We start from the raw sequence: 26,196 nt of genomic DNA, 5'->3' as shown, positions 1-26,196 counted from the left end.
ACTAATTTCCTAAAAAAGTATTTAAAAACATAATAATACCTAAAACAGAAGATATAGAATACACTAAATACCTTTTTTCTTGTTTAAATTTTATCAAATACTCTATGGAAAATAAAGCATACACTAAAAGTATGGCAACTACCCATCTAGGTTCAAACATTTTTATAGCCATAAAAGAAAAAAATAAAGTACTCAAAAACAATGTTAAAATTATTAACTTATATTTATCTGTTTCTTTTGACAAATTATTTTTTTTAAATACTGGGAAAAAAATAAGCCATAAAATTGGAAAAAAAAGATACATAAAGCGGAAATATGTATAATTTGCCTTTACAAACATTCTAGTCATTTGCCGTGCATACAAACCCGGCTCCTGCATTAGAATTTCAAAATTATCCTTTGGTATAAAAGCATTTGGATTTTTCATTTTATAATCAATAACATCTTGAGTAGACAGCCAATTTCCTTTATCTAAACTTCCATTATCCCAAAATTTTGCCATCAAATAATTTCTCTGTAACCAATTCACACCTGTTTCTTTAGGTATTTCTTTCACATCTAAAACAATTTTGTGTTCATGAATAACGGGGTATAAATTAATTAATATTATTAAAAAAAGTGAACTGAAAGCTATGAGAAACAACTCTTTTAATTTGTAAGTTATAACCAATCTATATTTTTTAAAAAACAAAAGTGATATTGAAAAAACCAGATAAACCAACAATACGGTTGGTCTAACTGTAATTGAAATTCCTAATATCGCTCCTATCAAAAGCATCTTTTTGGAGTTAAATGCTTTTTCATTTTCAAAAAACTCTATTAGTTGCCATAAAGTAATGAACAAAAGACATATTGACATAAAATCAGAAGTTCCTATAAAACAATTTCTTGTTATGAATATAATTGACCCAAAAAAAATAAAAAGAATACTTTTTTCTACTGAATCTATTAATAACCTTTTGAAAAAGAAATTATAGACGAAAAATAAAAATAAAACTGCGCTAACAACAGAAACTATTCTTGTGGATAAAATGCTGTCATTAATAAAAAAATTAAATATTGAAGAAATAAACACATAGATCTGAGATGGTATTGAAGTAATCTTTTCCAAACTTATCTGATCTAATCTGTATAAATTCTCGTAATAATATTCATCTCCATTACATTCTTTATTTAACAACTGTAATCTAATACTTTGAACTAAATAAATCAAGTTACAAATTGTAAACAACCCAAACATTAAAAGCAAAAACGGCAATCTTATTTTTCTAATTTTAAACATTTCTAAATTCCTTAATAATTTGAACAACAGTTTTTTCTTCCAGTTCATAAAACATAGGTAAACGAAGTAATCTATCCGTAAACTTATCACTATTTACCAACATTCTTCCATCATGCTTTTCAATATAAAACGGACTTGAATGCAAACTTATATAATGAAAAACGGCATGAATATTATTTTCTTTAAGATGATTTATCAGCTGTGTTCTTTGTCCAATAGATTTACAAACTAAATAAAACATATGTGCATTATTTGAAGCTCCTTCTATTTCTTTGATTAATTCTATATCATTTAAATCAGCCCAATCTTTCAATTCAGTCTCGTAAAACTTCCATATCTGCAGTCTCCTTTGTTGAATTTTATCTATATTTTCAATCTGTGCCCATAAAAAAGCAGCAATCACTTCTGAAGGCAAAAAAGACGAGCCTGTGTCCACCCATCCATATTTATTTACTTCGCCTCTGAAAAACTCTGCTCTATTTGTCCCTTTTTCCCAGATTATTTCGGTACGATGTATAAAACGTTCATCATTAACCACTATCATACCTCCTTCGCCAGCTATTATATTTTTAGTTTCATGGAATGAAAAAGCAGCTAAATGCCCTATAGAACCTAAAGGTTTTCCTTTATAATAAGCATCAATAGCTTGTGCAGCATCTTCAATTACAATTAGATTGTATCGATTAGCAATTTCCATTATCTCATCCATTTCGCAGGCCATACCTGCATAATGAACCGGTACAATTGCTCTTGTTTTATCAGTGATAAGTGATTCAATTTTTTTAACATCAATATTAGGAGTATTCTTGCAAGAATCAGCAAATATTACTTTGGCTCCTTGTCTCACAAAAGCTAATGCGGTGGAAACAAAAGTATAACTTGGAATTATTACCTCATCTCCAGATTTAATATCTGCTAAAATCGCACACATTTCAAGAGCATCTGTACAAGAAGTTGTTAACAATACTTTTTTAAAACTGTATTTATTTTCGAAGAATGTTTGACACTTTTGTGTAAAAATTCCATTGCCTGAAATTTTCCCAGACTTTACAGCTTCTTCGATATATTGTGTTTCCTTACCTGTTAAATAAGGCTTGTTGAATGGAATCATATTCTCCAATAATGTTTAATGTACTTTTCTTCTAAAACCTTGTACCCGAGTTTCTCATATATATAGCAAGCGCCTATATTGGATCTCTGCATCCGAATCCCAATCAAGCTTTTTTATCATACTATTTCATCAATTATAAAGGTGGGTCTATTTTTAGTCTGATCGAATATTTTACCGATATAAATACCTGTTACACCAATAGTTGTAATAATTATTCCAGATAAAAACCAAACAGAAACAATGATAGAACTATAACCTAAAACTTCAATTTGATTTGTCATTGCGAGATATATGTTATAAATTCCAAAAAGAAATGAAATCATTGACATAGTAATTCCAAACTTCACGAAGAGCTTCAACGGTTTATTTGAGAATGAAATAATAGTATTAAATGCCAGACTAATTAATTTTGAAAAACTATAACTAGATTCGCCTTCTTCTCTTTCAGCGTGTTCCACCACAACTGAAGTAAAATTAAATCCTACAAGTTTAACGAAAAGAGGAAAAAATTTTATTGCATCAGTAATTTCAAGGATTGACTTTATTGTTTTTTTATTGTAAATCCCAAAATTAGCAATTTCATTGTCATACTTTGTATCAGTAAAAAAGCTATACACTTTAGAAAAAATGGCAGATGACATTTTTTTTAAAAACCCATCTTTTCTGTGTTTTCGTTTCGCGAAAACTATATCAAACCCTTCCTTGGCTTTATTGTATAATTTCAATACCTCTTTTGGCTGGTCTTGTAAATCACAATCCATTACAACAACCCACTCCCCTTTTGCCATAGACAATCCAGCCATAATTGCCGGATGCTGTCCAAAATTTCTGCTCAATCTGATGCTTTTCACCTCGGGAAATTTGCTTGAAATTTTTCTCATAACCTGCCAGCTTCCATCAGGACTTCTATCATCAACTAAAATAACTTCATAGGGTTGATTGATTTCGTCCATCACCTTCTGAATTTCCGAAACTAATTTATCAAGTATTCTTTCTGCTTTGTAAACAGGGCTTACAAATGAAATTTCAGGACTAAATTCTTCTTTCATATTTATAATTTAACTAAGGGAAAGTTCAAAAGCATTTCAAACCAATTAACCTGTCAGCAATTCCTCAATGCTTGAGCAATTCTTTTACTGGTTTGTTCTAATGGTTTGCCAATTTGCAACTCCAATAGTCCTTTTTGCTCATTTAATTTATAATCTGGCGTGAACAAACATTGATTGATTGCCGAAATTAATTCTTCCTCGTTTTCAGCAATGGTAACTGCTCCACTATCAAGCACTTTTTTTATGTGTGCATAATTTAAAAACCTCTGGTCATTAACCAATCCGTTAATGCCATTTCCGAAAACGGTATTAATCACCGGCTTATCAAACAACATAGCATCCAGACTCATAGTCGAAAGCATATTTACACATAGATCACAATACTGTAAAACCGATTTTAAATCGGAGACATCTTCAACTGTTGGAATACGTTGTGACCAATTTTCCTGATGATTAGATCGGGCTTGAGTCCATTTAGGGTAATTCCAGCTAATCCATGGATACTTAACGGCTAATTCATTAAACCGTTCAGGTGTCTCGGCAGGTGAAGTTCTTACTAAAAAATTCACTTCTTCATCTAATTTCCCGTCAGCAATAATTTCTGCAATAGCCTCTATATATCTTGTATCATTAGGGCTTGTGGAAACATCTCCACAACTGAATAAAATTGTTTTTTTATTTAAATCTAAATTGAATTTACTACAAAAAGTCAGCTTATCTAAACCATATCGATTTAAAATATAAGGTTCAAACTGTGGTGTTCCAACAACACCCACTTGGTTTTCCTTTATTGAAGTATAAAAATGAAGCAATTCTTTTTTCATTAGCTCACTCCATACTAAATAATGATCGAAACTTCCAGCCATTCTTCCTTTAGATGCCAGATTATCCCAACTAAAAATAAAACTGGCTGTTTTTATCTTTTGTTTTTGAGCGGCGTGAATTAAAGGTGCTATAAATGGCGGACGTTGATGTGTAAAAAAGAGTACATCCGGACCAAAATCTTTTAGAATTTTTCTATATTTTTTTGTGATGTTTTTTTTGGCAAAGGTTAGTTGCTGCCATTTTTCCCATCGTAAAATCCAATTTTCAGAATTACAGATACTGGTTATTGGGAACAAAAATCTAGTAGTCCATCCTCTGGGAGTTTTTGCCTTTGAATAATTTGCATTTAGATTGTCGGTAATCCCAAAATTGTCTTTTTTGTGTTTTTGCAAATGCGCAAGTTCTTTTGCCTTTCTAAAAAACCATGTATAAAAAGATTCTTCAAAAACTTCTAATTCAACTATTTTAACTTTAAAATTTAAGTTTTGATAGACTGATTCGGGCAAACAAGAAAATACGATAACTTCTTCAAATTGCTCTTGAGATTTTATTAAAAAATCACTTAATACAAAATTGCGAAACCCTACTCCATCAGTAATTACTACACCAATTTTTTTCATTATTAATTTTCTAATAAGACAACTGTATTAATCCATTGCCAAATATAAAAACTATTATCCTGATTTCCCTTAATATATTCCTGCCAAATCTTTTCCACTTTGATTTTATTGACAAAATCGAACTGTGAGAACTTCCCGATATTTTCAGAGACATATGCATTCAATTCACCGGCAATCCACTCACGTTGTGGCGTTTGCAAAGGTCTTTTTGGTGCCAAAGCGACTTTATCCGAAATTAATTTCTGACTGATTTGACGTAACATCCATTTTGTATTGCCTCCTTTAAATTTCACATCATCACTTTGAGCAAATGCCATTTCCATTAAGCGGTAATCTAAAAAAGGTTCCCGTAACTCTGTTCCGTGCATCATACTGATTCGATCGTTAAATCGTAAAGCTCTGGGTATTTTGGTATAAAAGATATCTCTATACTGCATATTCTGCATTTTAGAAGCAAACGGCTGAACATAGTTTTCTTTATCAGCAAATTGAGTAAACTCAGGCAATAACACTTCCGGTCTTACCGGACTTGAGGTCACTCCTTGAATAACACCTCCTGTCTCGTTATGATAATAATCGTAGCCTGCCCAGGCCTCATCCATCCCCTGACCATCCAACAGTACTTTAATTCCTTTTTTCCCAGCTTCCTGAAACAATAAACTGTAAGCCAATGTTGGAAAACCTCCAAAAGGCTCATCCTGATTTTCGGCAATTTCAGTTATTAATTGCGGGATGTTTTCAGCTTGCAAAAGGACTTTATTTAAGGAATAGGGCTTATCTTTAAGTAAGGCTTCTACCCACGGCAATTCATCATAATTCACATCATTACAATAAAATGTAAAAGCTTCCATTTTTTTACTGAAAGGTAAATTTTTATGAATCAGGGCTATTAATGTTGAAGAATCCAAACCACCGCTCACATTCATACCAAGAGGTACATCAGCTCTAAATCGAAGTTGAATGGAATCATTGAGTAAATCAGTATATTGTTTTTGCAACTGACTAATTGTCAAAGGCTCAATTCCATTAACTCTTGAAACAAAATCATACCAAAGTTCAGGCTGTACTGCATTTAAAGAATTACTTTTGATTTCAGCATAATGCCCGGCAGGCAACTGATGAATCCCAGTCCAAAACGTTTCATGAGGCAGTCCGTAAGTACCAAAACTTAAATAATTTGCCCAGATTTTATTGTTCGGTATTTTAGGGATTCCCGCTCCCCAAATGGTTTTTATCTCACTTGCAAAAACGAAACGTGCAGCATCGGTGCAATAATAGAATGGTTTCACTCCAAACCGGTCTCTTGCTATGAACATTTTCCTGTCTTTTGTATCCCATATTGCTATGGAAAACATTCCGTTAAGACGGTGCAGGAAATCTTTCCCCCAATGAATATACCCATTCAACAAAACCTCAGTATCTGATTGGGTATGAAAATTGAAATACGGCTGAAGTTCATTCCGTATTTCAATATAATTATAAATCTCCCCGTTAAAAACTATCCTGTACCTTCCACAACTGCTTTGCATGGGCTGATTGGCTGCTGTCGAGAGATCAATAATACTTAATCGGTTATGCCCTAAACTACAGCATTGATCATGCCATTCCTGTTTGGCATCAGGACCGCGGTGTTCCTGTGCATCAAGCATCCTATGCAATAGGTTTTCTCTTTCAAGCAATGAAAGTGAAGAAGAAACTATTCCTGCAATCCCGCACATTACAATCTATCTTTAATCAATTTTAAATTCTCTTCGGCTTTAATCCAGTCTTGGAATGTATCAATATTTACATAAAAATCAGGATTGCTTTCTATATAACTTAATTTTTCTCCATAAAAACTTCCCTGTTTAATAACCGAAACTTTTGTTATATATAGTGAGCCGTCTCTAAAATAAGCCTGAGGCAGTTCCTGTCTTCTTTTAATAATTTCCTTTTCTCCGGTAGCTATCCGCAGTAATCCTTTATTATCCACTTCGAAAACCCAATGTGGATTGTACTCATGCGGTACAGGAAGTACACTTACTAAAGCATCAGTTCCATCAACTATGAATTTTTGAATGGCTTTATCGATAAATCCTTGTTCCCGAAAAGGGGAAGTGGGCTGCAGTAAGCAAACCGCATCAAAATATTCACCTTGTCTTTCCAAATATTCAACTGCGTGCTTCACCACATCAATGCTTGAAGCTGTATCAGTCGCTAAAGTTTCAGGTCTTGTAAAGGGAACCTCAAGCCCGTATTCTATTGCAACAGCCTGAATAGCCCCATTATCAGAAGAAAGAATTGTTTTTGTTAAAAACGCTGCTTGTGAAGCAGCTTCACCACTATAGGCTAATAAAGGCTTATCCCCAAGCATTTTAATATTTTTGCCTGGCACACCTTTTGAACCGCCACGTGCTGGAATAATACCTAAAATTTTCATTAATACATGATTGTTTTATGAAATTGGATTGGCAATTTTTCTAACAAATCGGCAATCTGTTCACCCGCATTCCCGCCTCCGTATACATTGGAAGCAATTTTATTTTTATTTAAAATCCGCTCTTCTATAGCTTTTTTAATATTGGCTTCATCATAGTCCACATCTATTACATTAACTCCGCGATCCCTTCTGTTCTGACGGGATCCGATATTAACAACCGGAACACCCAGATAAGCACATTCCCGAATCCCTACACTGGAATTTCCAATCAGGCAGTCTGTGTGATTGAGCAAATGCAGAAAATCTTTGCCTTCCATATTTTTAAAGAAATGGACATTCGGTAAAAGATGGGTCTCCCTAAAAGCCCTGATACCTGTTGAAGTACCGTCTGCACCGGCATCTACATTGGGCCAAAACCACAGTGTAGGTCTATTTAATTTATAAACAGCCTGAAGCGTTGCTTCAATATGTTTTCTGGAATCCTGGTATTCATTTGTAACCGGATGCTGCATGACTACTAAATAACCTTTTGATAAATCCGGTTTTGCACCAACACCTCCATACTTTTCGTAAGGATCAAAAGGTAAAACAGCACTGTTTTCTTTTACCTGTTTAGCCAAATCTATTGAAGGACATCCTGTATTGAAAACGAAATCCGGGTTTTCTCCCAATTTCAATACGCGTTCTTTTGCACTTTCAGAAGCTACAAAATGATAATCAGCTAATTTGGTGATTGAATGCCTTACCTTTTCATCTATGTTTCCGGTAACTTCTCCTCCTTGTATGTGTGCCAGTGGAATATTCATATAGGAAGCCGCGATGGCTGTAGCCATGGTTTCAAAACGATCAGCTACAGTTACCACAACATCCGGTTTTAAATTATCAAAAACAGTAGATAATTCCAAAATACCGATGCCTGTTGTTTTTGCTGCAGCTGTAAGATTTTCTCCTTCCAGAACATTAAAAACCCGAGCAGCAATGGTAAAGCCATCTTTCTCAATATAATTCACTGCTGAACCATATCGGTCTAAAAGTGCTGAAGCGGCAACCACCAGCTGAAGTTCTAATTCCGAATGGTTTTGTATGGCCTCCAAAACAGTTTTTACTCTGCTGTAGGATGGACGGGCGGTAATAACAACAGCTATTTTTCTTTTACTAATCATTTATTAAATCATTTTCATTAATGAAATTCCATTGTTTCATATCATGCTTTAACTTCATTCCAATAACGTCTTGAAACTTTAATGCTTCTATTCCGTGTCCTTTAGGTTTCTTTGCCTCTAAATCTTCAAAAGTCAAACAATGCCCTTTCGGCAAATCTTTGTTTATGGCTAATGATTTTTCAAAAATAGATTTCAATTCAGAGAATTGTTTGTTATTACTTTTATCAATCGGGTGCTGAATAGCTTTGTAAACAGCATTAACGTCCTCCACCAATTGTGAAACCTCATCGATTAATAATGAGGATTTTGTATCCGGGCCAAACATTCTCCTATCGAAAACCACATGAAACTCCAGTATTTCTGCGCCCAGTGCCACAGCAGCAATATTCGTGGACACTTTTGCGGAATGATCAGAAAAACCTACTGGAACACCATACTTTTCTTTCAATTCACGGATTACATTAAAACCAAATTGTTCGGGTTGTGTAGGATAAGAAGTTGTGCATTGCAAAATTGAAAAAGCCACATTTCTTTCTTTTAAAAAAGCAACGGTACAATCCAATTCTTCATAAGAACTCATACCCGAAGAAATAATAACCGGCTTTTTGGTTCCTGTAATTTTTTCAAGCAACAACAGGTTGTTCACTTCACCGGAGCCGACTTTATAATATTTAACTCCAATCTCTTCCAGCCAATCTACTGCCTGATTACTAAATGGTGAACAAATAAAATCCAGGCCAACTTCATCACAATGTTTTTTAATTTCTTTCCACTGTTCCAAGGTAAAGCCCATTCTCTGCCAATAATCGTATCGGGTTTGGTCTTCCAAGGAGAATTTCACACGAAATGGCTCATACAAACTACTTTCTGCTTCTGCAATATGCATCTGAAATTTTATTGCCTGTACACCTGTTGATGCTACGGCATCAATATAAGAATGCAGTATTCCCAGACTGCCTTCATGAGCCTGACCTATTTCGGCGATGAGATAAACTTCATTCTTTACGCTCATTTCGATTTTTTTGCTACAATTCCATAACTCATCCCAACCGATTTAGGATTATATTTTTCAATCGATCTTTCGATAACTTTTTTCAGATATGCCTTGACAGTTTTAGGCTTCTCTCCCTGGTATGCGGTATCTACAATGGCATACTCCAATATTTCGAAACCAGTTTGTTCCAAAAACATTTTAACTATATGTTCCCAAGGTGTAAAAACATGATGTTCCTGCAAGTGTTTTTCCTGAAAAGCGTACAAAGTACCTTTTACCATCAAATTAATTCTGTTTTTACTGGATTGTGGATTTGGGGTGGTTAACACCAAAAAGCCTCCTTTTTCTATATGGTCAGAAATATTTTGTATTGCCAATAGCGGGTTGGCCAAATGTTCCAGTACTTCAAGAAAAATAACCATACCGGCTTTTTTAACATTTTCAGGTTCAGAACAATTCAAATCCCATATAATTGATTCCTCAATTTTCCGAACATAATCAAAAGGCTGCCAATCACCACCGGAGTTTTTAATTTTTTCACCCATAAAACCAAATCCGGCTCCAATATCGCTAACCGTCTTATTTGGTGATGATTTAAAATATTTATCAATCATCTCATGAGCAAAATCGCCTCTTGTTTTATATTGTGGAATTACTTGTTTCATTTTTTGGAGTCCAATAAATCTTAGTTTGGGGCAAATTACAAAAAACTTTATACTCATCAACCGTAAAGCCTTCTCTATTTTTGAACAAACGAAACAAATTCACAAATAAATCTATAATTGCCAAAACTATTGCTTTTAAAGCCCTCAAATCTCCCCTAAATACTTTTTTATTAATCTGAATCCAAAGTGAATACATCATTTTTGCCGGAATCATTTTTACCGGAATAAAAAGAAAATACAAATACCAACCTGAACGTAGCGAACGTCGTAACCGTATAGAATAATCATCATTCTTCTTTCTTCCCTTGACATCTACTCTGTGATGAATCAATATTTTTGGCACATAATGAATCTCCCATTTCTTCTTGAACAACTGATAACCTGCGAACTCTTCTTCGCCATAAAACACAAACCAGTCAGGATAATCAGGAACTGAAGCCCATGCTTTCATATTCCATACATGGCCACACCCAACAAATCCTCTTACTCTTAATGGTTTTTCATCTGAGAAAGTAGAAATTGGCGGGCTTATTCCCCAAAAAATCCGGGTAGCTATAACACCACAGGCAGAATTTTCATTAAAATAATTTTCAATGTTTTCCAAAACATTCTCTGACAAAAAATGAGCATCATCATCCAGCGAAATGACATAATCAGACTCACTTGTATTCAACATCCTGTTTCTACAGAAAATAAGCCCCTTACTTTTATCATTCCTAAAAAGTTTAATCAACGGAAATTTTTTCTTTATTATATCAAAAGTCCCGTCAACAGATCCGTCGTCATAGATTACACACTCAACATCTTTTCGCTCAGTAATTTCTTGTATTTGGGAAAGTGTAAACAACAAATCCTGAATTCTGTTTTTTGTAGTTATCTGTATAGAGAATTTGTGTTTCAAATTTGTCATAACAAAAGTTCTTCTTTTTAATTATAAAAAAGAGCAAATATTTTTTTTACGATTCTTTTTTTCAATCCAAAGAATTTATCTTTAAACCTCGTATTCAGCAAATCCACTGATACAGTATTTCTCATATCCAAATTTGAATCTTCAACCCTGCTTTTTTCATTATCTTTTTGAACATCAATCATCCATGGTTCTAAATTATTCCCCATATGAAAAGCATAATTATTATAAGTTGACAACCTCATCTTTCCTGCCTTATCGATAGGAGCGTCGACATAACTGAATTCTGAATCCCCTCCAACCAGAGTCAATGAAGGCTTTGTGGGAACAGTTTTAAAGAGAATATCCCTGTCAACTGTTAACACCTGATGACCGCTCCCTATAACTGCTTTTGTATTTCCTGAATATATAATTGTCCATTTTTTATCTTTATCAGTTTCCAAATCCCAATTAATACTGTTCAAATATTTATTGTAATCATCGAAATTTCCAGGAATTGATTCTCTTTTAAATCGGACTTTTCGCAACAGAACTGCTTTTAAGACTGATGTTGTTCCATAAAAAAGGCCATCTTTCACAGGAATTGGAGACACAGAGCCCACTCCGTTAAAAGAATGAAAAACTTTTTCAACATTCATCTGCCATCCTGCCTTAAAAAGTATATCCGAATCTGTCAATGTTATCAGTTTTTCCCTTACGCCCCTTGCTGCCCCTATCTGGGCATCAATTTTTCCTATATTGGTTCTATGGTGGATTACAGAATCGATTTTCCCTAAATGCAGATAATCATTCAAAAATGCATATACCTCAGCACAAGAACCATTATTTACAACCGTTACAGCAGCATGTTTGTCGATTGTGGAAATTAACGAATCAATGCATAATTTAAAAACCTCAAAAGAATTTTTATAAAACCCGGTCAATTCGGGTATGTATACCACAACTACAATTCGATGGATTTTATCCAATTCCAGTTTTTTCTCTAATTTTTGCGGATTAATTCCCTCTCTCATAAATTTTGGGTATTATTAAACAATTTAAACAATTCTTTCTTAACATGCTCGTTACTGCAATATTTTTCTAAATCTTTTCTATTTAAAAACTGATTGGAATTCTCTTTCCAATTAAGATATAATTTCTCAATTTTCGTTTTAATTTTCACTACATCATCTGCTTCAGCCCAGTATGAATAATTTTCCCCTAACAATCTTCTGGTTTCACTGTAATATGGGCTTAACAGAAGAATAGGCTTATCTGCAGCTATACAATGAGGGAATTTACCAGGCAAAAAGGGACTGATTTCAGATTTGGATTCCAGTATAATATTAACGGAAACCTTTTCTTGTAAAGCCAAAACCTCTTTAAAAGGGACATTTCTATTTTCTACATGCAATGAAGTTATTTCTTTTTGAAAATTGATCAATTCTTCTTCATAAAAATCAGCTGGTCCTAAAAGTAATAACTGTGATTGTTTTTCAGCATCAGGAAAAGCTTCTAAAAATTTTTTATACGCTTTTATTAATGGGATTGGGCTCCTTTGCTTCATCAAATTTCCTGCATGCAATAAGTTAAACTTTGTACTATCGAAATAATCAGGAGCCGGAATATCGTTTATAGTATTTTTTTCCACTTGATGCGGGATGATAATTCCTGTTTTCAAAAAATTATCAAAATAGCTCCCCATCCATTCTTTTAGTAATTGACTTGGGAAAGCACTGTATTCAGCCTTCCCGGAAACTGTTCTAAAAAACCTCTCCTTTTGAGCATAACCTGGCTGAATCCAATTATATGGTCTTGGATAAAAATGAAACGGATAAGGATCATGAACATAAGCCATCCATTTATTATGAAATTCAGGCACTTTCAAAAGAGCATGATGCGGGCGGAAACTGGCTCCTTTACTTAATGTCAAAATCAAGTCAGGCTGAAAATCTTTATGTTTTTTAACAGCAGTGGCTATACTGTAGGAATCATTGAAAAAAGTAAATGAAAAACCAAACCATTGTTCTAAATACTTATTTAAGCTTATTTTTGTCAATCTGGTAAATAAACGCTCAGTTCTGCTTAATACGTAAAGGTAATTCCATTTTTTTTCAGGAACCGCAACACAGGTAACAGCATCTAATATTATATTCTTTTGGGTATAATGTAAAACGCAGACTTCAAATCCGCAAGCAGCCAGGTTTTGAATCAAAGCTACATTAGCTTTGGAACCACTACTATCATTAACATCTATGGAGTCAACTACAACTAAAATCTTCATTCTAAAATGGCAATTGGGTAATAAAGGTACAAATTCGTTCCGAAGCTTTTCCATCTCCATACGGATTATGCGCCTGACTCATTTTTTTATATAAAACTTCATTGTCCAGCAATTCCAAACAAGCATTCACTATGGTCCCGGTATCAGTACCTACCAATTGTACCGTTCCAGCTTCCAAAGCTTCCGGCCGTTCAGTTGTATCACGCATTACCAAAACAGGTTTTCCTAAAGAAGGAGCTTCTTCCTGAACACCTCCGGAATCGGTTACAATAAAATATGAGTGCTGCATTAAATATAAAAAAGCAGGATAATCTACCGGAGAAATTAAATACACATTAGAAATTGCACTTAGAATACGTTGTACAGGTTCTTGTACATTCGGATTTAAATGAACAGGATAAACAATTTGAACATCTGGTCTTGCTGTGGCGATTTTTCTTATTGCCAAACATAAATTTTCAAATCCTTCACCAAAATTTTCCCTGCGATGTCCGGTAACCAAAATCAATTTTTTATCCGGTTGCAGAAGCTGCCTCACTAAATTCAAATCATCACAATGATAGCCTTTTTCCAACTTATGAACACCCAATTGTAAAGCATCTATTACAGTATTTCCTGAAACTACAATATTTTCTTTAGTGACTTTTTCCTGTAAAAGATTTTTTTCTGCCCAAGATGTGGGGGCAAAATGATAGTCGGCAATTTTGCCGGTAATTTGCCGGTTCATTTCCTCAGGATAAGGTGAAAGTTTGTTGTAAGTCCGCAATCCTGCCTCTACATGCCCCACCTTAATACCATTATGAAATGCTGCTAATGCTACCATGGAAGATGTTGTAGTGTCGCCGTGTACTAAAACCAAGCCGGGATTAAAATTTTGAAAAATCACTTCAATTGATGAGAGTATACGGCTACTCAACTGATTCAAACTTTGCCCTTTTTGCATCAAATCCAAATCATAGTCAGGTATTATCTCAAAAAAATCAAGAACCTGATCCAGCATTTCCCTGTGTTGAGCAGTTACACAAACAGCGATTTCAACAGAAGTATCTTTCAACTTATGATAAAGAGGTGCCATTTTGATGGCTTCGGGTCTTGTTCCAAAACAAAGCAGTACTTTCATTATTTTTTTACAATTGCTTTTTAATACGATATAAAAAAAGTCTTATGGGCAGCAAGCTATAAAAAATATTCCATTTCACTCTTTCAACAAAAGATAAACGCGCTTTTTCTTTTATCTGTTTAAAAAGGAGATGTTCTTTAAACTGCAAAGCCATTTGAACAAAATACCTAAGGAGTTTTTCCGAAAACAGTCCTTTCACTTTTAAATTATCAATTACTAAAAGAACAGCATCTTTTTTTGAAGCCTTGCGAATAGGATTATTATTGTAGAACTCTCCCGTATTTGAATTAGGATGTTTTCTATTAAAATATAAAAAAGAGTCAATAATCAAACCACAAAATCCATCACTTATAATTCTGGAATAACATTCCCATTCTTCCGCATACATTAATTCTTCATTAAAACGGTTGTCTGCAAAACATCTTTTATGCCAGAACACAGTACATGATGCCAACCCGATTTTTTGGGTTATCACATCTTCTATGTCTGAGATTGAAATCGATTGAATAATTTTAGCTTCAGACAAATGAATTTCAGGTTTACGGTTCTCGAATGATTGTTTTTGATAATGGCAAAAATCAACACTGTTCCCCTGTACAACTTCAAGATTTACTTTTAGATTTTCAGGATGGATTATATCATCATCATCAAAAAAGATGATGTAATCTCCCTGTGCTAAATCAAGTCCGTAATTTCTGCAGCCAGGTAATCCTTTTAAATAATTTTCAGGTCGTTTTAAGAATTGAAATCTTTTATCTTTTTCCAGTATCGAAGCTATAACCTGGCTAGTATTATCAGTTCCTCCATCATCAATAATCAAACACTCCCAATCAACAAATGTTTGTTGTTGAATGGAATGTAAGGTTTCTACAATAAAATGTGCTCTATTGTAGGTGGCCATGATAATTGTAATTTTAGGTTTATTCATTACTTAAAGAAAATGAATTTAATTAACGTTTTGAAATCATTCTTATCCATTACCTTATAGTAATTTTTTAAAAGATAAAGAGATTTTGATATAGTATTTTTCTCATCCAAAGTATTACTAATCATTTCAATATATTTTTTCAAAAAAATTCTTTCTACATTTTTTGAAGACTCAATATTTTTATTATTGCTTAACTTTTTTTTCAGGAGTGAAATATTCTGATTTTCTTTAATCAACAAATCAAAGTCCAATTTATATTCTGTAAGCATTTGGGTAAAAATAATAGCTGTATTGGAAAATTCTTTCAAATATGCGGAAAAGAAGACTTCATACATTTTGAGTAAATTATTTTTCCATAATTTATTCTTTTCCGGATTCTCATTGATTCCGTATGTCAAACTTTCTTCATGAGTACGGTAATTATAAAAAGAATTATTTATGTGAATAAATTTACTATGATTGAAAGCGCGAATCCAAAAATCATAATCTTCAACTAAAAATAAATGCTCATTATAACCATTATTTCTTTCAAAAACTTCTTTTCTGTATAAAAAAGAGGCTCCGACACAGTTTCCAAATATCAAATTTTCAATTTCAGGGAGTATAGTTTCTTTTTTGAAATTCCCTTCACTATCAATTAAAAATAAATTAGCATAAGTGACATCTGCATGACCTAACAGAATTGGTTTTGCTAATTCTTCAATTGCTGAAGGTTCATATATATTGTCATGACTTGTCCATGTAAATAAATCTCCATTGGCAACCTTGTGACCTATGTTAAGTGATGCCGGCAGCTTTTTATTTATGTCATTATTAATAATTTTAATTCTATCATCTTTTGAAGCAAAATCAGTAATAATTTCTAAAGTGGCATCCGTCGAACAATCATTAACAATAATCAATTCAATATTTTTATACGATTGACTTAAACAACTTTCAATTGATTTTGCAAGATGTTTTTCACCATTATAAACTGGTAATATTATAGAAATTAATTTATCCGTTTCCATATATAATTTTTATTAGTTTTTGAAGAAATCTAATTACTTTTTGCTTCAAAAAATAAAATTCTAATTCCGAAAAAAAAGGATGAATTAATAAACCTGGTGAGATTTTCTTGGTATTCTGATGAACACCAATCTTTATAAATATTCGATATTTTTTTTCTGTGCCTCTAAATTTTTTGTCATAACGTTTAAAAATTACTTCCCAACTCTTTATCGCAGACAAAACATCTTTATCATTTTTAAATGAACTTAAATTATCTTCAACGTTAAAAGGCGTCCTATATAATACAAAACAATCAGGTACAAAAAAAGCATTTTCAAAACTAAGAATAATTCTACTAAAAAACTCTCCATCATCATTTAATCCTATATTTTCATCCCAAAAGCCAGCCTGATCAATTAATCTTTTAGAAAATAAAAATGAATGTAAAGGTAAATACCCTTTCGATAAAGTTAAAGCATCTAAAAGTTTTACAGGATTACTAAAATCCTTATAAACGGCTAACTTATCAAATAAAACGGCATCATTGATTGAATGAGTAAATCTACCCCATTTGCAAAATGCAAATGACATTTCAGATTGAGAATCTAACAATTTACATTGCTCTAATATTTTATGTGGTGACAAAACATCATCTGAATCTAAAAATTGAATGAAAGTTCCTTTAGCATACTTTAATCCAATGTTTCTGCAAGTACTTGCTCCTTTTTTTTCATCTTCGGATCTAATTATTAATAGAAATCGGCTTTCTTCAATTATGAAATTTTTTATAACTTCAACAGTAGTATCTGTAGAACCATCGTCAACAATTATACATTCCCAATTATTGTATGTTTGAGATAATACGGAATTAAGAGTTTCACAAACTATTTGAGATCTGTTATATACAGGAATTATTACCGAAACTAAACTATTTGAGATTATCAACTTTTAATATAATTTTCAATTAATTTAATATTATTTTGAACCTTGACATAAATATTATAATCCTGATATTTGTTAAAAAAATAATATTTAATATTACTAATCCATTTAGCCTGATTTAGATAATAATTAGAATAACTTGTTTCTCCTTTAAAATACTGTATATTAATTAAAACAATTTCTTTTAAATTAGTTAGCACACAATTTTTAAAAGTAAGAGGCTTATACAACGTATCCTTTTTAAAAATATAATCCTCATAAGTCTTTATAGCAGTGTATGTATATGTCTGACCAATTTTAAACTTTTTTAAATATTTTAAATTAAGCCTATTGTCAGGAATGTAATGTTGAAATTTTAATTTTTGTGAATAATATATTTTGTAGCCTAATAAAACAATTGCATAACCGATCTCATTATCTCCACCTGAAACTATTTTCTTCCCAATCCTATCTGTCAAAACATGAGCAAATCCTATTTCATCTAACAATATAAGTAATTCTTTCTTAACAATAGCTCCAGCTCCATAAACATATCCCTTTTTGTAAGTTATATCACCTTCTGTTTCATTTTGTGCACCTACCGCATAAGCAATTTTTGCCTTTTCAAACCATTCCGGAGTATCACCAATTGTAAAAGCTGTTCCTATACCACCTAACATACCAATTTTAGAATCTTTCTGTGTAATTTCAAAAGCAGTTTGAATGTAATTTTCATCTAACCAATTATCATCATCACAAAACAGAATATATTCTCCTCTGCTCTCAAGAGTTCCTTTTTTTCTGGCAAATGATAAACCAGGATTTATTTCATCAATAATTTTAAAATCAATAAAAGAATTAATTTTTTCCCAAGTTTTAAATGCTTTTTCAGTTGTTAAATCTGTTGAATTATTATTAACAACAATTACTTCCCAATTAATATCATCCTTTATCTTTTGTCTGGCTATATGATGCAGCGTTTTTGAAATTCTTTCTTCACTATTGTAACAGCAAATAACTATTGAAAAATTGTATTTAAAACTCATATACTATTTTTGTCTATCGATATTAAATTTGAGATTATTTATTTTAAAACTAAAAATTAAAAAGGCTTTATATCCTGCTTTGTCAATTTTAAAAAATAGCTTGGCACTTTCATATATTCATGATGCCTTATATATATCTTTTTAATGAGAAACATTTTTACCTTTGTACTTTTTCCGAAAACTTCTATAAAACATATTTTAAGAAATTGAAATTTATTTAAGCAAAATGCCGGACCTGTTTCACATAAGTTTCTAAATAAAAAAAAATAAAAATTATTATACAAAGGCATTTTAATTAATATACGTATTGTCAATTTATTTAATTCTTTCTTTACTTTATTTTTTATTAATTTGTTCCTATTAATGGATTTACACACACTAAAAAGAGCATATCTTACAGAGCGGTAATACTTAACTTCTTTGATTCCATCTTTTATACTATTATTACTTTCTAACCTATAATAAGTGTCAGGAAACGGATTGAGATGTAATATTTTAGGATTTAAAAGTAAGGCTCTTATGTGTATTTCCCAGTCTTGCCAAGCAGACAGCTTCTCATTCCAACCTCCTGTTTTTTTAAAAAAGTCTTTTGACCATGTCGCTCCATTAGTTTGCCATGGCATATCATTATTCAGAAATCTTTTTAACAAATCTGTAATTGAGTCTTTTGTATCGAATATATTCCATAAAAGTTCACTATCTCCTATTTCTCTTTTAAAAGTTGCTGTATTGTTAATTAACAAATCAAATTCATTTTTTTTCACAAACATCATTCTCTCATCTAAGGCTGATTCAACAAGTAAATCATCAGAATCAAAAAAAATTAAAAAATTCGAACTAGTCATTTCAGCTCCATAATTCCTTGCACCGTTTCCTCCTGATTTATAATTTTCAGGTCTTTTGTGAAATTGAAATCTTGCATCTTTGTTAACATAATCCATCACAACAGACTCCGTATTATCGATAGATCCATCATCTACAATGACACATTCCCAATTGGTATAAGTTTGTACCAAAACACTATTTAAAGTCTCACTTATTAAATGGGCTCTGTTATACGTTGGAATTATTATGGAAACAAGTGGATTATACATATACTTTAAATCAGTTCTTTCAACAAGGTTACTAAATGCAATTTATTTAATTCTTTAAACTACAAAACGGTAATTGTATTGTTACTTGTTTCGAAGATAAGAATTGATTACTGTTTTAACCAAAAACGCAATGTAGCATATATCAAACAACGTTTTATTTTTCAACAATTTGAATTAGTTTTTTTATTTTCTCATGCGCTGCTTCTCTATTATACAGATTGAAAATTTTTTCTCTATTCCCTTGCAATTCTTTTTCCTTCAATGAAACGTTTAATTTTTTTGAAAGTTCTCTTGTTGGGAAAACTTTCAATCCTTCTGATCTATAATATTCATAAACAGGGCTTTTTTCATTCAAAAATATTCTAGCGCCTAAATATGCTGAAACTATAATATTCCCCACCCCTTGCTGCCGTATATGGCTAAATACCAAAGTCCCGCAACTCAACAAAATTTCATTATACTCATCCAACGGCATAAATTGAGTTAATGGACAAAATTTATCACCAAATAATTCATATCCTTTTCTTAAAACTTGTTCTTTATATTTATCATTCCCGCTATAGCTTAGTGGAACATATATTTTTCTATCCCTTAAATCTAAATCGGATAATTTCAAAAAAATATCTAAATGATTATTAGAGGGGTCAGCCGAATTTCCAACTAAAATATTAGGTTGATGCATAACATTTTTATCAATATTAGAGCCCAACAAATCTTCTATACAGCCGTATGTAAATGGAACATATTCTGCTTTTAGATTCATATTTTTAATAATTCTGTATTCAGCAGGAACTACAGGCGCAATAAAATCAACTAGTTTAGCGGTTTTATAAAAAGAAGTATCAAATGCATTATTTAATACAGTAAACATTTTTTTATTAATTCTTTTTATGATTTTTCTTTTATGAAAAAGGAAAAACGAAAAAGAATTATATATTAGCCTGGTCTTGAAATTTGTCTTAATTTCTAATATGGATTTTGTCACCGGAAGATAAATATTTTGCTTTAAAAGCGGCCAACTTCCATACAAATCATACCCCCAAATAAACCACACTTTCTTTATATCAGGTAAAATACCAAAAATCAACTGCTGTTTTTCATAATTTAATGCGTGTATAAAAACAACATGATTCGTGTCTGAATTTATAAAATCCAATAACTCATTTTTTTCTTTAATTATCGATAAATCAACCTTGGCGACATTTGATGATTTAACATATCGAAATTCTGTATTTTTAGATTGAATTATATAATAAACAGATTGTTCAGGGATTACCTCCTCAAACAATTTTATTGCTGGATCAATAAATTTATCATCATCAAAAATATGGATATATTTTTTAATCAAATTGAAAAATTTAAATTACTAAAGGTGGAATTTCTTTTTTTATAACTGCCGGCACTCCCACAACCAAACAATTATCAGGAACATCTTTGGTTACTACAGAACCAGCTCCTATGATTACATTACTGCCAATGGTCACTTTAGGCAAAACTGTAGCATTTGTTCCAATATTTGTATAAGACCCTACAATACAATTTCCAGAAATATGTACCCCAGGTGACATTTCAGTAAAATCTCCAATTATACTATCATGACCAATGGTACAATTTAAATTTATCAATACTCCCTTTCCTATTTTAACATCATTAGTAATAACTGTTCCTGTCATAATATTGCATCCATCTTCAATTATATTACCAAAATGTCCAATTCTTGCTAAAGGACTAATTGTATTGGTAAAAACTCCTCCAAGAGCGGTAAATTTATCCGCCATTTTTTTTCGCAATACCGGATTTCCAATCCCGATGGTAAAACGGGAATCAATAGTTTTTAAATACTCTCCGGCTTTATCTATTGTTTTTATTACTTGAAATCTACCATACAAACTATCCGGAATATCAAAATTTACATCATCATAAAAAACTAAATCTTCAATATCATTTAATTGAAATAATATTTCCAGAACCTCTTTAGCAAATCCCTTTGCACCAACTATTAACATAAATTTTTATTTATAATTGTTGTACAATTTTCTAAATCCTTTTCTTTTAATCCTACATACAAAGGCAAACACAAGATTCGGGAAGCGATACTTTCTGAAACCGGCATTTTTATCTTTTGAACATAATTTACAGTATTTAACGATGGATAAAAATAACGTCTAGGAAAAATTTGTTTCTCATTCAAAGCTTTTTGGACATTCAACAAAATTTCTTCAGTTTCAAATATAACTGGATAATAACTATAATTCCAATTGGTATTCTCCCTGATTCTTATTTTTTTTAGCTTTGAAAAGTCCAAATGGGTATCATAAAATTCCACTACTTTTTTACGCTGGGTACTAATTTCACTTATGTACGGAAAAACAGCCAATCCCATAGCAGCCTGTAATTCTGATATTTTACCGTTGATTCCCAAACCGTGAAAGTCCAACGGTCCGTTGTGTCCAAAATTATGACTGTAAAACAATTGATGCTGTAATTCGTTATCCTTTGCAAACAAGGCACCTCCTTCACCCGTATGAAATAACTTCGTTGCGTGAAAACTACATGTGCTTACATCTCCATAATTAAAAATAGATTGTGTTTTATAAACTACACCAAAAGCATGTGCTGCATCGTAAATTACTTTCAAATTATGCTTTTGTGCAATAGCTTCAATAACTTCCACATGACAAGGATTACCAAAAACATGAGTAGCTAAAATACAAGTCGTTTTATCAGTTATAGCCGCTTCAATTTTGGTTTCATCAATCGTTAAATATTCGGGATGGATATCTACAAAAACAGGGGTGCAGTTTTCCCATACAATAGCGGCAGATGTAGCCACATAACTAAAAGGCGTTGTAATAATCTCTCCACCATTCCCAAGCAGTTTCAAAGCAATCTGAATAGGCACAGTTCCATTATTAGTAACCAAAATATGATTAACTTCCAAATAGTCTTTTAACTTTCCCTCCAATTCCAACACCAATTCCCCGCGATTGGTTAACCACTCGTTGTACCAAATGCGTTGCAATTGTTCATGATATTCTTCAATAGGCGGGAAAAAAGTTTTGGTTACGTTGATCATTCTAATTCCCATTTAAATTTAGGTTTTACATAACCTGGTTCTCTCCCCATATAAACGCCCAATTCTCTTCCTCCATCAGTAACGGTAAAGGCCAAAACATCTTTTTCTGAAAAAATTGATTTCTTTTTATCCTCAACTATAAAAAGACTCAAATAAAAGTTACCGGATTGAAAAAAATTAGCCGGAAAAATGCATTTTACTGTATTAGATCCTTGCTTCAATTTCCCGTCAATTTCAGTATGATAAAAAGAAAACAGAGGTTCACCCATTTCATTATACAAATGATAAGTAATATGATAACGATGCGCGTCAGGAACTAAAAATTTTATTTCAGTCGTTAAAACGATTGGTAAATTTTCATTTAAAGCATTATTATCTGATTTATCCAAAGAACACAGATTTATTTCATTTAACTTGAATATTGAATTGCTATATACTGAGTCAAAAATTCTCTTATTTGAAGAAACTCCATCTCCACCCAAATACTGGCTTACTGCATTTTCAGCATTTCCGATTAATTTTATATTCCCTTTATCTAAAACAATCCCCTTATTACACAAACTCTTCACCGCTGCCATATTATGACTCACAAACAATACTGTCCTTCCCTCTCCCTTACTCACATCGTTCATCTTGCCTAAACATTTCTTTTGAAACTCAGCATCACCTACAGCCAGAACCTCATCAACTATTAAAATTTCAGATTCTAAATGTGCGGCAACCGCAAACGCCAAACGAACATACATACCCGAAGAATATCTTTTCACTGGAGTATCTATATAACGTTCCACACCGGAAAAAGCAATAATCTCGTCTAGTTTTCGGGTAATTTCATGCTTACGCATCCCTAAAATGGCACCATTGAGATAAATATTTTCACGGCCGGTCATTTCCGGATGAAAACCTGTCCCTACTTCCAATAACGATGCAATACGTCCTTTGGTATAAATTTTACCTGTAGTAGGCTGTGTAACCTGACTTAAAATTTTTAACAACGTCGATTTACCTGCTCCGTTACGTCCAATAATTCCTACCGAATCTCCTTGGTTGATTTCAAAATTAATATCTCTAAGCGACCATACATAATCACTTTCTCCTTTTACCGAGCGGTCATTTGACTCACCAATTTTTAAAAATGGGTCTTCTTTACCACGTATATTATACCACCAGCGTTTTATATCATCACGTACGGTTCCGGTACCCACTAATCCAAGGCGGTATTGTTTGGAAATATTTTCGGCTTTTATTACTATTTTGCTCATTTTTATGTTTTAGTGAAACGAGGTTTCGGGAATCGTGAAAAGATTACTCGGATTTCGATTATTCAGGTTTCCTGAAACGAATTTCGAAATTTCGATTCTCGGAAAATCAATTCACGCCTTACTTCCCAAATAATTCTTGAATCCCAACAGCATCTTCTTAACATTAAGCATTAACTCCTCTATACCCATATCATGTTCTACAAAATTTAACCGTAATGCAATCATATACTGTGTTTCTAATTCTGCAATCGATCCTAGCGCAATGTACAAAAACTGAATCAGTTCTTTATCTCCTTTTCTGGCAGAACCCTCAGCAATATTGGATGGTATAGAAACAGCTGATCTACGCATTTGACTAACTAATCCAAATTTCTCTGATTCAGGAAAAGTTTGTGTCAATTTATAAATTGATTCCACTAAATCCATGCTTTTTTTCCATACATCCAGATTTTTATGCTCCATACTACTTTTAATATCTTTTATTTCGGTTTCGATTACTCGGGTTTCTAATTTCGTTTCACGTTTCATAAAAAATCGTTTCACGATTACACAGTATCCATAAAAGATTTCTGAACCTTATTAAATATCACGACACCAATAGCTAATACACAAATAGCAAATGCAGAAGGATAAATTAAAGAATTCAAATTAAAACTACCCACTCCCAAATAAGCATAACGCATATAATCAAACAAACCGTTTAAAGGGTTAAGCTGTAATATCATTTTAAATTTCTCCGGTACTGATGAACTTGGATATATTACCGGCGTGCCATACATAGCCAGTTGAACACCAAAGCTAATCAACTGGCTCAGATCTTTGTACTTGGTCATCATCGAAGATAAAATAAGTCCGATTCCCATTGAGATTACAGCCATCAATAAAATAACAAGAGGTGTTAGTAACACCCAGCTATTAGGTTGAATTTGTCCATTAAAGTAAAAATAAAAAACAAAAATAATGAACATTAAAAATTGGACTCCAAATTTCATCAGATTGGAAATCACTATCGTTAAAGGCATGATTAATCTGGGGAAATAGACTTTACCGAAAATCCCTGCATTGGCATTAAACACACCGGCTACGGAAGTTAAACAGCTAGAAAAGTAGTTCCACAAGGTAATCCCGGCCATGTAAAAAGCTAATTTAGGTGCTCCGTCTGTAGATAATTGAGCTACATTGCCAAAGATTATCGTAAATGTAACCGTAGTTAGTATCGGTTGGATAAAAAACCATAATGGCCCAAGGATGGTTTGCTTATAAACCGTTACAAAATCGCGGCGTACAAACAGTACCAACAAGTCCCTGTAATGCCAGACTTCTTTTAATCGTAAATCAAACAAAGACGATTTAGACTCTATGACATGATCCCATCCCTCATCAGCAACCGATTTATTTTCCATACAATTCGAACTTATTTTTAGAAGAGACCAAAATTAAACTTTTTAGAAAACTAACCAAATTTGGGGATATAAATTAACGATGCTAAATGCTAAAAAATACTGCGTGAGAATTTAGCTTACAATTTACTATTACAAAAATGATTCAACTATCAGGCAACAAACCTACAACTGACGCCGGAATTTAATCATTAAAAAACTCTAAAAAACCAGATTTAGTATTCGGTAATCATATTTTGGAATTAATATGTGCTTATTTCTTAAATTTGTGACTCACAAAAAAACCTCAAATCGTGATTTTCTTCAAAAAAAACAAAACAATACTTAAAGACCTTATCCCGGAAGGTTTCATTGACATACATTCCCATTTATTACCCGGAATCGATGATGGTGCCAAAACCATTGAAGACACTATTTTTTTAACCAATAGTTTAAAAAATTTTGGTTTTGAAAAATTCATTACCACACCTCATACTTTTAGTGGTTTTTGGGACAATACCAAAGAAGCAATTTTAAAAAAAGAAAATGATACTTTGGAAACATTGTCTTCTCAAAATACAACTGTTGATTTAAAAGCCGCGTCAGAATATTTACTGGACGATCATTTTGCATCACTCTTTAAAAAAGGAGAAATTCTCACTCTAAAAGACAATCTGGTTTTAGTGGAAATGTCCTATCTGAATGCTCCTATTCATCTGTATGATTTACTTTTTGATTTACAGGTTGCCGGGTACAAACCTGTTTTAGCCCATCCGGAACGTTATTTATTTTACCACAAAAACTTTGATGAATACAAAAAACTTAAAAATGCCGGTTGTTACCTGCAACTTAATTTACTTTCCACTGTTGGTTATTATGGCAATGAAGTAACAGATACTGCAAAAAGATTACTCGAATCCGGTCTTTATGATTTTGTAGGGTCTGATGTTCATCACAGCAGACACATTAAGGCCTTTGAAAGCAAAGTGCTGATAAAAGATAATAAAGGACTTGAAGCACTTATAAAAAACAATTCTTTTTTTAAATAGAAAACGGGGTTATGAAGCCCCGTTTTCTATTTC

General features: G+C 32.4%; 25 protein-coding genes. 1 reads left to right on the top strand and 24 read right to left on the bottom strand.

Translation table 11 applies throughout. The features are described from left to right. Position 1: 1 nt before the first annotated feature. From EZM65_RS14580 to EZM65_RS14465, 24 genes are all read right to left on the bottom strand, one after another. Entirely contained in the window at positions 2–1,282 is a 1,281-nt protein-coding gene (locus tag EZM65_RS14580; protein WP_169051720.1) for a glycosyltransferase family 39 protein, read from the bottom strand. Further along, positions 1,275–2,393 carry a dTDP-4-amino-4,6-dideoxygalactose transaminase gene (rffA, locus tag EZM65_RS14575; RefSeq protein WP_136669291.1) on the bottom strand — a complete coding sequence of 373 codons (1,119 nt, stop codon included), beginning with the start codon at positions 2,391–2,393 and terminating at the stop codon, positions 1,275–1,277. Before rffA ends, EZM65_RS14580 begins: the two co-directional genes overlap by 8 nt. A gap of 116 nt (positions 2,394–2,509) precedes the next feature. Next, entirely contained in the window at positions 2,510–3,442 is a 933-nt protein-coding gene (locus EZM65_RS14570) for a glycosyltransferase family 2 protein (RefSeq protein ID WP_136669290.1), read from the bottom strand. 53 nt (positions 3,443–3,495) lie between these two features. Continuing rightward, complete coding sequence (locus tag EZM65_RS14565) at positions 3,496–4,887, bottom strand: hypothetical protein (protein ID WP_136669289.1); 1,392 nt, start codon at positions 4,885–4,887, stop codon at positions 3,496–3,498. A gap of 2 nt (positions 4,888–4,889) precedes the next feature. Next, a complete protein-coding gene (asnB, locus tag EZM65_RS14560) occupies positions 4,890–6,605 on the bottom strand; it encodes an asparagine synthase (glutamine-hydrolyzing) (RefSeq protein ID WP_136669288.1) in 1,716 nt (571 codons plus the stop codon). Continuing rightward, positions 6,605–7,306 (bottom strand): cytidylyltransferase domain-containing protein, encoded by a 702-nt coding sequence (locus EZM65_RS14555; protein WP_136669287.1) that lies wholly within the window; start codon positions 7,304–7,306, stop codon positions 6,605–6,607. The genes asnB and EZM65_RS14555 overlap by 1 nt, the downstream gene beginning before the upstream one ends. Next, positions 7,306–8,469: a UDP-N-acetylglucosamine 2-epimerase gene (neuC, locus tag EZM65_RS14550; RefSeq protein WP_136669286.1), complete on the bottom strand. Its 1,164-nt coding sequence runs from the start codon at positions 8,467–8,469 to the stop codon at positions 7,306–7,308. Before neuC ends, EZM65_RS14555 begins: the two co-directional genes overlap by 1 nt. Beyond that, entirely contained in the window at positions 8,462–9,481 is a 1,020-nt protein-coding gene (locus EZM65_RS14545) for an N-acetylneuraminate synthase family protein (protein ID WP_136669285.1), read from the bottom strand. The genes neuC and EZM65_RS14545 overlap by 8 nt, the downstream gene beginning before the upstream one ends. Continuing rightward, the gene (locus EZM65_RS14540; protein WP_169051719.1) at positions 9,478–10,128 is read right to left on the bottom strand and encodes a bifunctional 2-polyprenyl-6-hydroxyphenol methylase/3-demethylubiquinol 3-O-methyltransferase UbiG; all 651 of its coding nucleotides are present in this window, start codon (positions 10,126–10,128) and stop codon (positions 9,478–9,480) included. The genes EZM65_RS14545 and EZM65_RS14540 overlap by 4 nt, the downstream gene beginning before the upstream one ends. Then, positions 10,103–11,038 carry a glycosyltransferase family 2 protein gene (locus EZM65_RS14535; RefSeq protein WP_169051718.1) on the bottom strand — a complete coding sequence of 312 codons (936 nt, stop codon included), beginning with the start codon at positions 11,036–11,038 and terminating at the stop codon, positions 10,103–10,105. The genes EZM65_RS14540 and EZM65_RS14535 overlap by 26 nt, the downstream gene beginning before the upstream one ends. Positions 11,039–11,055: 17 nt before the next feature. Beyond that, on the bottom strand, positions 11,056–12,048 hold the full coding sequence (locus EZM65_RS14530) for a glycosyltransferase family 2 protein (RefSeq protein ID WP_136669282.1): 993 nt from the start codon (positions 12,046–12,048) through the stop codon (positions 11,056–11,058). After that, on the bottom strand, positions 12,045–13,298 hold the full coding sequence (locus tag EZM65_RS14525) for a glycosyltransferase family 4 protein (RefSeq protein WP_136669281.1): 1,254 nt from the start codon (positions 13,296–13,298) through the stop codon (positions 12,045–12,047). Before EZM65_RS14525 ends, EZM65_RS14530 begins: the two co-directional genes overlap by 4 nt. A 1-nt stretch (position 13,299) precedes the next feature. Beyond that, positions 13,300–14,418, bottom strand: a complete 1,119-nt coding sequence (gene wecB, locus EZM65_RS14520) for a non-hydrolyzing UDP-N-acetylglucosamine 2-epimerase (RefSeq protein WP_136669280.1) — start codon at positions 14,416–14,418, stop codon at positions 13,300–13,302. 7 nt (positions 14,419–14,425) lie between these two features. After that, positions 14,426–15,319, bottom strand: a complete 894-nt coding sequence (locus EZM65_RS14515) for a glycosyltransferase (protein WP_248574883.1) — start codon at positions 15,317–15,319, stop codon at positions 14,426–14,428. A 26-nt stretch (positions 15,320–15,345) separates the two neighbouring features. Further along, on the bottom strand, positions 15,346–16,356 hold the full coding sequence (locus EZM65_RS14510) for a glycosyltransferase (RefSeq protein ID WP_136669278.1): 1,011 nt from the start codon (positions 16,354–16,356) through the stop codon (positions 15,346–15,348). After that, positions 16,343–17,281, bottom strand: coding sequence for a glycosyltransferase (locus EZM65_RS14505; RefSeq protein ID WP_136669277.1), 939 nt, complete (start codon positions 17,279–17,281; stop codon positions 16,343–16,345). The genes EZM65_RS14510 and EZM65_RS14505 overlap by 14 nt, the downstream gene beginning before the upstream one ends. Further along, positions 17,278–18,303, bottom strand: coding sequence for a glycosyltransferase (locus EZM65_RS14500; protein WP_136669276.1), 1,026 nt, complete (start codon positions 18,301–18,303; stop codon positions 17,278–17,280). Before EZM65_RS14500 ends, EZM65_RS14505 begins: the two co-directional genes overlap by 4 nt. Before the next feature lie 56 nt (positions 18,304–18,359). Then, positions 18,360–19,397, bottom strand: a complete 1,038-nt coding sequence (locus EZM65_RS14495; protein WP_136669275.1) for a glycosyltransferase family A protein — start codon at positions 19,395–19,397, stop codon at positions 18,360–18,362. A 154-nt stretch (positions 19,398–19,551) separates the two neighbouring features. Further along, on the bottom strand, positions 19,552–20,745 hold the full coding sequence (locus EZM65_RS14490) for a TDP-N-acetylfucosamine:lipid II N-acetylfucosaminyltransferase (protein ID WP_136669274.1): 1,194 nt from the start codon (positions 20,743–20,745) through the stop codon (positions 19,552–19,554). A gap of 10 nt (positions 20,746–20,755) precedes the next feature. Beyond that, positions 20,756–21,403, bottom strand: coding sequence for an acetyltransferase (locus EZM65_RS14485; protein WP_136669273.1), 648 nt, complete (start codon positions 21,401–21,403; stop codon positions 20,756–20,758). Then, entirely contained in the window at positions 21,397–22,473 is a 1,077-nt protein-coding gene (locus EZM65_RS14480; RefSeq protein ID WP_136669336.1) for a DegT/DnrJ/EryC1/StrS aminotransferase family protein, read from the bottom strand. The genes EZM65_RS14485 and EZM65_RS14480 overlap by 7 nt, the downstream gene beginning before the upstream one ends. Then, entirely contained in the window at positions 22,470–23,735 is a 1,266-nt protein-coding gene (locus EZM65_RS14475) for a polysaccharide ABC transporter ATP-binding protein (RefSeq protein ID WP_136669272.1), read from the bottom strand. Before EZM65_RS14475 ends, EZM65_RS14480 begins: the two co-directional genes overlap by 4 nt. Positions 23,736–23,846: 111 nt before the next feature. Then, positions 23,847–24,197 carry a four helix bundle protein gene (locus tag EZM65_RS14470; protein ID WP_136669335.1) on the bottom strand — a complete coding sequence of 117 codons (351 nt, stop codon included), beginning with the start codon at positions 24,195–24,197 and terminating at the stop codon, positions 23,847–23,849. An 83-nt stretch (positions 24,198–24,280) separates the two neighbouring features. Continuing rightward, a complete protein-coding gene (locus EZM65_RS14465; RefSeq protein ID WP_136669271.1) occupies positions 24,281–25,138 on the bottom strand; it encodes an ABC transporter permease in 858 nt (285 codons plus the stop codon). A gap of 290 nt (positions 25,139–25,428) precedes the next feature. Here EZM65_RS14465 and EZM65_RS14460 point away from each other — a divergent pair, with 290 nt between their 5' ends. Further along, a complete protein-coding gene (locus EZM65_RS14460; protein ID WP_136669270.1) occupies positions 25,429–26,163 on the top strand; it encodes a tyrosine-protein phosphatase in 735 nt (244 codons plus the stop codon). The last annotated feature ends 33 nt before the right edge of the window (positions 26,164–26,196 follow it).

The organism is Flavobacterium sp. H122, from assembly GCF_004959765.1.
In the GTDB taxonomy this organism is placed as follows: Bacteria; Bacteroidota; Bacteroidia; order Flavobacteriales; family Flavobacteriaceae; genus Flavobacterium.
This window is presented reverse-complemented; position numbering and strand designations above follow the sequence as displayed.

What these genes read in the sequence shown, in the direction of transcription:
- EZM65_RS14525 (WP_136669281.1), bottom strand. Translation starts at nt 13,298, where the DNA reads ATGAAGATTTTAGTTGTAGTTGACTCCATAGATGTTAATGATAGTAGT.
- EZM65_RS14555 (WP_136669287.1), bottom strand. Translation starts at nt 7,306, where the DNA reads ATGAAAATTTTAGGTATTATTCCAGCACGTGGCGGTTCAAAAGGTGTG.
- EZM65_RS14545 (WP_136669285.1), bottom strand. Translation starts at nt 9,481, where the DNA reads ATGAGCGTAAAGAATGAAGTTTATCTCATCGCCGAAATAGGTCAGGCT.
- EZM65_RS14530 (WP_136669282.1), bottom strand. Translation starts at nt 12,048, where the DNA reads ATGAGAGAGGGAATTAATCCGCAAAAATTAGAGAAAAAACTGGAATTG.
- EZM65_RS14480 (WP_136669336.1), bottom strand. Translation starts at nt 22,473, where the DNA reads ATGATCAACGTAACCAAAACTTTTTTCCCGCCTATTGAAGAATATCAT.
- neuC (WP_136669286.1), bottom strand. Translation starts at nt 8,469, where the DNA reads ATGATTAGTAAAAGAAAAATAGCTGTTGTTATTACCGCCCGTCCATCC.
- EZM65_RS14570 (WP_136669290.1), bottom strand. Translation starts at nt 3,442, where the DNA reads ATGAAAGAAGAATTTAGTCCTGAAATTTCATTTGTAAGCCCTGTTTAC.
- asnB (WP_136669288.1), bottom strand. Translation starts at nt 6,605, where the DNA reads ATGTGCGGGATTGCAGGAATAGTTTCTTCTTCACTTTCATTGCTTGAA.
- EZM65_RS14540 (WP_169051719.1), bottom strand. Translation starts at nt 10,128, where the DNA reads ATGAAACAAGTAATTCCACAATATAAAACAAGAGGCGATTTTGCTCAT.
- EZM65_RS14510 (WP_136669278.1), bottom strand. Translation starts at nt 16,356, where the DNA reads ATGGAAACGGATAAATTAATTTCTATAATATTACCAGTTTATAATGGT.
- EZM65_RS14495 (WP_136669275.1), bottom strand. Translation starts at nt 19,397, where the DNA reads ATGTATAATCCACTTGTTTCCATAATAATTCCAACGTATAACAGAGCC.
- EZM65_RS14470 (WP_136669335.1), bottom strand. Translation starts at nt 24,197, where the DNA reads ATGGAGCATAAAAATCTGGATGTATGGAAAAAAAGCATGGATTTAGTG.
- wecB (WP_136669280.1), bottom strand. Translation starts at nt 14,418, where the DNA reads ATGAAAGTACTGCTTTGTTTTGGAACAAGACCCGAAGCCATCAAAATG.
- EZM65_RS14515 (WP_248574883.1), bottom strand. Translation starts at nt 15,319, where the DNA reads ATGGCCACCTACAATAGAGCACATTTTATTGTAGAAACCTTACATTCC.
- EZM65_RS14465 (WP_136669271.1), bottom strand. Translation starts at nt 25,138, where the DNA reads ATGGAAAATAAATCGGTTGCTGATGAGGGATGGGATCATGTCATAGAG.
- EZM65_RS14565 (WP_136669289.1), bottom strand. Translation starts at nt 4,887, where the DNA reads ATGAAAAAAATTGGTGTAGTAATTACTGATGGAGTAGGGTTTCGCAAT.
- EZM65_RS14535 (WP_169051718.1), bottom strand. Translation starts at nt 11,038, where the DNA reads ATGACAAATTTGAAACACAAATTCTCTATACAGATAACTACAAAAAAC.
- EZM65_RS14500 (WP_136669276.1), bottom strand. Translation starts at nt 18,303, where the DNA reads ATGAGTTTTAAATACAATTTTTCAATAGTTATTTGCTGTTACAATAGT.
- EZM65_RS14580 (WP_169051720.1), bottom strand. Translation starts at nt 1,282, where the DNA reads ATGTTTAAAATTAGAAAAATAAGATTGCCGTTTTTGCTTTTAATGTTT.
- EZM65_RS14485 (WP_136669273.1), bottom strand. Translation starts at nt 21,403, where the DNA reads ATGTTAATAGTTGGTGCAAAGGGATTTGCTAAAGAGGTTCTGGAAATA.
- EZM65_RS14475 (WP_136669272.1), bottom strand. Translation starts at nt 23,735, where the DNA reads ATGAGCAAAATAGTAATAAAAGCCGAAAATATTTCCAAACAATACCGC.
- rffA (WP_136669291.1), bottom strand. Translation starts at nt 2,393, where the DNA reads ATGATTCCATTCAACAAGCCTTATTTAACAGGTAAGGAAACACAATAT.